5 protein-coding genes and 1 pseudogene are annotated in these 6,054 nt (G+C 58.3%); 4 read left to right on the top strand and 2 right to left on the bottom strand.

Annotated features, from left to right (window positions below; all coding sequences use genetic code 11):
- Positions 1-752: pseudogene (locus HFM78_RS05265) on the top strand (hypothetical protein); the annotation flags it as partial.
- Positions 753-767: 15 nt separating this feature from the next.
- Positions 768-1,043 carry a hypothetical protein gene (locus HFM78_RS05260; protein ID WP_287128375.1) on the top strand — a complete coding sequence of 92 codons (276 nt, stop codon included), beginning with the start codon at positions 768-770 and terminating at the stop codon, positions 1,041-1,043.
- A gap of 108 nt (positions 1,044-1,151) precedes the next feature.
- On the opposite strand, the gene ppsA is transcribed toward HFM78_RS05260, so the two are convergent.
- Complete coding sequence (ppsA, locus tag HFM78_RS05255) at positions 1,152-3,557, bottom strand: phosphoenolpyruvate synthase (RefSeq protein ID WP_287128374.1); 2,406 nt, start codon at positions 3,555-3,557, stop codon at positions 1,152-1,154.
- A 263-nt stretch (positions 3,558-3,820) separates the two neighbouring features.
- Between ppsA and HFM78_RS05250 the strand changes: the two genes are divergently transcribed.
- A complete protein-coding gene (locus HFM78_RS05250; protein WP_287128373.1) occupies positions 3,821-4,210 on the top strand; it encodes a hypothetical protein in 390 nt (129 codons plus the stop codon).
- Here HFM78_RS05250 and HFM78_RS05245 read toward each other — a convergent pair.
- On the bottom strand, positions 4,207-5,424 hold the full coding sequence (locus HFM78_RS05245; RefSeq protein ID WP_287128372.1) for a hypothetical protein: 1,218 nt from the start codon (positions 5,422-5,424) through the stop codon (positions 4,207-4,209). The genes HFM78_RS05250 and HFM78_RS05245 overlap by 4 nt on opposite strands.
- A gap of 108 nt (positions 5,425-5,532) precedes the next feature.
- Between HFM78_RS05245 and HFM78_RS05240 the strand changes: the two genes are divergently transcribed.
- A partial coding sequence (locus HFM78_RS05240) for an AbgT family transporter (protein WP_287128371.1) occupies positions 5,533-6,054 on the top strand: 522 nt, incomplete at its 3' end.

Here is a 6,054-nt window from a genome sequence, read left to right as displayed (position 1 = left end):
GGATGTATGTGATGGGGGTGGCGCGGGATACGGTGGGGAACTTGTACCTAGCAGACCACGGCAACCACCGTATCCGCCGCGTGGACCCCCAAGGGCAGATTACCACTGTCGTCGGGACGGGGCGACCCGGATTTGACGGGGATAACGGGGCGGCGGAGCTAGCGCAACTCAATAGCCCGGTGGGAGTTGCGGTGGACCGGGGTTATCTCTACATTGCGGACTACGCCAACCACCGTATTCGTCAGGTAGACCCCCAGGGCAAAATCACAACGCTAGGCGGGACGGGGCGACCCGGATTTAGCCCTGACGGTACACCAGCCCAACAAGCCGATCTCAATTCACCGTGGGGGATAACGCTCGATTGTCAGAGGCGAGTGGTTTTCACAGACCTGGGTTCGCGCAGTGTGAAACGGATTGATGGGGGGCGAGTGACGACTTTAGTGAAGAACTTGGGACGGCCTACGGGTCTGGCGGTGGCCTGTGCGGACGGGGAGACGATTTATATCAGTGATATTGGCAAGAACCAAGTCCTGAGTTGGTCGCAGGGAGTCCAACGGGGCGTGGCGGGCGTGGCTCCTCAGGGGCGGTTAGGCGATAGTAAACCCGCGCTGCAAGCTCAATTGAACGCGCCCTACGGTTTGGCTCTGGATGCACGGGGGCAACTGTTGATTGCCGATGCCAATCACAACCGTTTACGAATCATTGACCGCAACGGCTTTATCACGACATTGTTGGCGGCGAAATCCCGGTGAGCTAAGGTGACTGCCATGATGATGCGTGTGTTAGTAGTGTTGCTAATCTTGGGGAGGCTGAGCGTCCGGGCCGAGGAACCGGAGCTTGTCGAGGAGGTGGCCCGGTTAGAGGTCTTGGACTATGCCCGGTCGCCTATGGACAATCGGGTTTTGACCCTGGGGGAGTACGCCGCGCTCCAAGCCGACCTCCAACAACCCAACCCCGCCCGTCCCAATGGCAAACTGCAAGGTCTAATTACGCTGCTACGCTTACGCAAACTACTCAAAACCGTCATCCCTTTAATTCCTTAGGGGTCTATCTCTCATGCATCACGCCCCTACCCGATGGAGCGGTGATGCACCTACGCTCATGAAGCCGCCCAGCACCTACCGGCTCTACCAGGAGGTCTTGGCCCTTGTTCAATGGGGGATTTCCTCCTGTTGTGCCACGAGTAACTTAGTTTTGAGGAGACTGTCGGCGTTGAGGCTGAGCGAGTCAATCTGATGGTCTACCAAGAAACGCGCAAACTCTGGGTAATCGCTGGGGGCCTGTCCACAGATGCCGACCTTGCGTCCGTGGGCGTGGGCAGTCTGGATCAGATGTTGCACCATCCGTTGAATTGCTTCATTGCGCTCGTCAAAGAGATGGGCGACTAGACTCGAATCCCGGTCTAGCCCCAGGGTCAGTTGGGTCAGGTCATTGGAGCCAATCGAGAAACCATCAAAAATGGCACAGAACTGGTCCGCCAGCACGATATTACTCGGCAACTCCGCCATCACGTAGACCTGGAGTCCATTTTGGCCCTGCTGGAGACCATGACGGGCCATCGCGGCTAGAACGGCCCTTCCCTCCGCTGGAGTCCGACAAAAAGGCACCATCACAATGACATTAGTGAGACCCAAGGTTTCGCGGACCTGACGGAGGGCCTGACACTCGAGGGCAAAGGCGGCTTCGTAACGGGGGTCCAGGTACCGAGCGGCCCCGCGCCAACCCAGCATCGGGTTCTCCTCCTGGGGTTCAAAGACTGCACCCCCGACCAAACGGGCGTACTCGTTACTCTTAAAATCCGACAGCCGTACCACCACCGGACGCGGATAAAAAGCCGCCGCGATCGTCCCGACCCCCCGCGTCAGTTTCTCCACGAAATATTGGGCCTTGTCTAGATAGCCCACGGTCAATTGCTCAATCCGGGCTTGGTCCGCCGGGTTGAGTCGTTCGGGGTACAGGAGGGCCAAGGGGTGGGCCTGGATCTGGTTGGCGATGATGAACTCCAGTCGGGTCAAACCCACCCCATCGGTAGGGAGACGGGCCAACGCAAAAGCCTCGGCGGGATTGCCCACGTTCAAAAGTAGCTGGGTGCGCGTGGGCGGGAGGTCGTTCAGGGTCAGCGTTTCATGGGTGAAGGGTACGAGTCCCGGATACACATACCCCGTCTCACCCTCTGCACAGGAGACCGTGACCGCCTGTCCGTTAGTGAGTGATTGGGTCGCCGTCTCGGTCCCGACGATCGCGGGGATACCCAGTTCGCGGGCAATGATCGCCGCATGGCAAGTGCGCCCGCCTTGGTCCGTGACAATTGCCGCCGCCCGCTTCATAATCGGTTCCCAGTCCGGGTCCGTCCGGGTCGTAACCAAGACTTCACCGGGCTGGAACTGGTCCAGGTCGGCGGTCGTAATAACACGGACCTGTCCTTGACCAACGCCTTGACCGACCCCCTGTCCGCTCAGGAGCGGAGCGGGGTGTTGACTGAGTTGGTACTGGTGGAGTTGGTGGTGGGGTTGCTGGGATTGGACGGTCTCGGGGCGGGCTTGGACAATGAAGATCTCCCCCGTGTTCTCGTCTTTGGCCCATTCCATATCCATCGGGGTCGGGGTGCCGTGCAGTTGACTGTAATAGTCTTCAATCACACAGGCCCACCGCGCGAGTTGCAGGATTTCCTCATCGTTGAGACAGTATTGCTGTTGCTGCCCCAGCGAGACCGGGCGGTTATCGGTCCCCTGGTCCTTTTCGTAGACCATCTGTAAATGTTTTTGGCCCAAGTGTTTGCGCAGGACCGGGCGATAACCCTGGTGGAGTGTTGGTTTAAAGACGACATATTCGTCGGGGTTGACCGTACCTTGGACGACATTCTCGCCTAAACCGTAGGCGGCGTTGATTAAGACCACCGAGCGCAATCCACTCTGGGGATCTAGTGAAAACATCACCCCCGCTGCCGCCGAGGGGACCATCTTCTGTACGCAAATTGCCAGGGCGACTTCTAGGTGGTCAAAGCCCCGTTCCGCCCGGTATGCAATCGCCCGGTCATTAAAAAGCGAGGCAAAACATCGCTGACAGGCCACCAATAACGCTTGCTCTCCCCGGATATTGAGGTAACTATCTTGCTGACCCGCGAAACTGGCATCGGGTAGGTCCTCAGCCGTCGCACTAGAACGCACTGCCACGGCTAGGCCGGGTCCGTACTGCGCTTCGAGTTGCCGATAGCCCGCACCAATTGCCGCGACTAAATCCGCTGGTAACGGGGTATCCAACAATAAATTCCGGGCCTGTTCACCCCGTACCTGCAAGTTCACTACATCTTCTACCTTTAAATCTGCAAAAATTTCACGCAACGGCTCCCCAAGTCCAGCTTCTGTCAAGAAGTGCCGATATCCCGTAGCTGTAATCGCAAACCCGTCGGGAATACGGATACCCTGGGGCGTTAAATGTTGGATCATCTCCCCCAAGGAAGCGGTCTTACCGCCAACCAGAGGCAAGTCACGTAAACCCACTGCCCTCAAGGGTAGAACTAAACTCAGTTGACGCGAAGTTATCGATAGGGTAAGCATAAACCCTCCGTGATGCAGTTAGCAGCTATTGCGAGGGAAAGACCCTCAGCCAGCCGCAACTTGGGTGTGAAAGTGATAACGCAGTGTCTCGGTCGAGCACGGGGTTTGATTCAGTCCAAACCAGACTTTTTGCTCGGTCCTCTACCTCAATGGTAGCAGTCGTCTCCTGCTTGGCGGCAATCCGGCCCACAACCTACAACATTTTACCGACGACATCTCATGAAACTAGTGTTTACCATGAGAGGGAAGTCTAGGCGATTATCATGCGACGGATAGTCCTTCTTTTAGCCCTGTGTACGCCAGTGGCGGCTCAAGATTTGCCACCGGGCCTAGAAGCTTTGATTAAACAAGGGGTCATCACCCAAGAGGAAGCCCTGACCCTCTATCCCAGTAACCTGACCCCGGAGGAAGTCCGCCGTCTCAACGAGCGGTATGCCCCCCCGCCCGCGCCAGTCGTCACGGTCGCCCCAGTCCCGGTCATCCCTCCCAAGACCCGCAAAATCGCTCCGATTACCTTCAAGCCACTGCCGCCCCTGCCCAAACTAAAACGGCTCCCCGTGCGGGTGCTAGCCCCGCCCCCAACGAGTCAAAAGGCCGTCCCTGCCCAATTCATCGTGCCTCCACCCACCAAACTAAAAGCACCCACCAACTAGGGAACGACGGTCCCTTCAACCCGTGTCACGCTCCCGGAATTGGTTGCGCGGGCAGCTCCCTGAAAGTAGAGACTCGTGCCACTGGGGTAGTCCGTCGTAAAAAGACTCTCCGTAATCCCGGCATCCGTCAGTACCGTCTTGGCAAGTAGACCACCCTGGCTGGGGTCAAGTCCCAGGGTACCGAGGGGGGTCGGGATTTGAGCGGTAGCTTCAGAAAATCCTAGGACGCTCTGCTCACCCCCGGCTCCGGCGAGACCCACGACTAAGGCCCCAGGCTTGAATTTACTGGGGGCAACCCACAGAGCGGGTTCCAGACTGGCGGATTGCTGTTGAACAGGTTCGTCCTGGGTGCCTTCACCGAGCAGTTCGGCGTAGAGATTTTGCTGGCCCAGTAGCTCCGCTCGCAAAAACCCGGTCACAAAGCGGCGGTGTAACCGTAGCTGGTCCGCCGCTGGCAGCGGTTCGTTGGTAGGCGGGAAGTCAGTGGGTCCGACGTGACCCATGCCCTGGACCAGCGTATAAAAGTTGCGGCGGCTGGTATCGGCCTCGGTGAAATAGGCGTAAACCAAATCAGCAGGGACGACAAAATCCACACTCCCCGCCACAAAGAAGACCGACCCGGTGAAATTTTTGAGGTTCTGGCTCCCGCCGCTACTACCACCCAAGAGCGGACCCCGGTAGGACTGGAGTGGGATAATCGTGCGGACGCGGGGTTCGTAGCTAATTAGGTACATCAGGGAACCGCCGCCCATGGAATGCCCCGTCGCTCCCCAGTCACCCTCTCGACTCATCTGATACAAAAAACTACTCGGGTCATCGCCCTCGTCGTTTACCCAATGCAAGAGGGCGCGGGTATCGCGGGCTTCTTCCTGCATCGTCGCCCGGAGACTGGTCTCTGTCCCAATCGAGGCCACCACAAACCCCCAACTGGCAGTGTGGATATTGAGGCTGTCGTAATCCTCGGGAGATTCCAAGTACCCATGCTGAAACGCAGTCAAGGGGTAGGGACCGGCGGCTGGGTTAGGGGCGGTGTCGGTGCCGAGCGTGAGGGCTGGGTAATAGATCCGTCCGCGCACCTGTCCACGCCCAAAGTTAGCATCCGTGAAGACCACATCCCGCCAACCCACCGCGTAGGGACCAGGGTCTTCTAGCGACGCTAGGACCGGAACTACCCACAACATCCAGACAAGAATTACAAACCACCGCTTACCCACGCTCACCTCTAGTGCTAGCCCTCGTTAAAATACCGCAATTTGAGACGGGCTGACGAGGCGTTTCGACTAGGTAGGGTAGACTAACCCCAATGTATTTGGGGGAGGCCGATGGCAACTGAACAATCCCGTCTCAGTCAGCGGAACTGGGTGGATGGTTGGCTCGATGGGATCAAGGCTATCGGCAACCGTTTACCCCACCCCCTGACCTTATTTTTCTGGCTGGCCCTAGCGGTACCCCTAGTCAGTTGGTTGGTGGCTCAGACGGGCTGGACCCTGATTCATCCCACGACCCAAGTTCCGGTTACGGCGGTTAACCTCTTAGCCCCGGCGCAGTTGCGGCGGATCTTGACGGAGGCTGTCACCAACTTCACGAGGCTCCCGCCCTTGGGGGGGGTCTTGGTTGCCATGCTGGGGATTGGCGTGGCGGAGCGGGCGGGGCTAATCGTCACCTTACTGAAACTCTTAGTGGTCTCGGTCCCGCCCGGTCTACTCACGGGGGCACTTGTTTTTACGGGGGTGATGAGTTCGGCGGCGGTGGATGCGGGCTTTGTCATTCTTACTTCCTCTGGGGGCGGTACTGTGTGCGGGGGTTGGTCGGCATCCGCTGGCGGGGTTATGCACAGCTTTTGC

This window comes from Candidatus Cyanaurora vandensis (assembly GCF_013285555.1).
In the GTDB taxonomy this organism is placed as follows: domain Bacteria; phylum Cyanobacteriota; class Cyanobacteriia; order Gloeobacterales; family Anthocerotibacteraceae; genus Cyanaurora; species Cyanaurora vandensis.
The sequence above is the reverse complement of the archived record's forward strand: the minus strand, read 5'-3'. Positions and strand labels throughout refer to the sequence as shown.

Excerpts from the sequence above, each read along its gene's own strand:
- HFM78_RS05260 (WP_287128375.1), top strand. The coding sequence starts at position 768 with ATGATGATGCGTGTGTTAGTAGTGTTGCTAATCTTGGGGAGGCTGAGC.
- ppsA (WP_287128374.1), bottom strand. The coding sequence starts at position 3,557 with ATGCTTACCCTATCGATAACTTCGCGTCAACTGAGTTTAGTTCTACCC.
- HFM78_RS05250 (WP_287128373.1), top strand. The coding sequence starts at position 3,821 with ATGCGACGGATAGTCCTTCTTTTAGCCCTGTGTACGCCAGTGGCGGCT.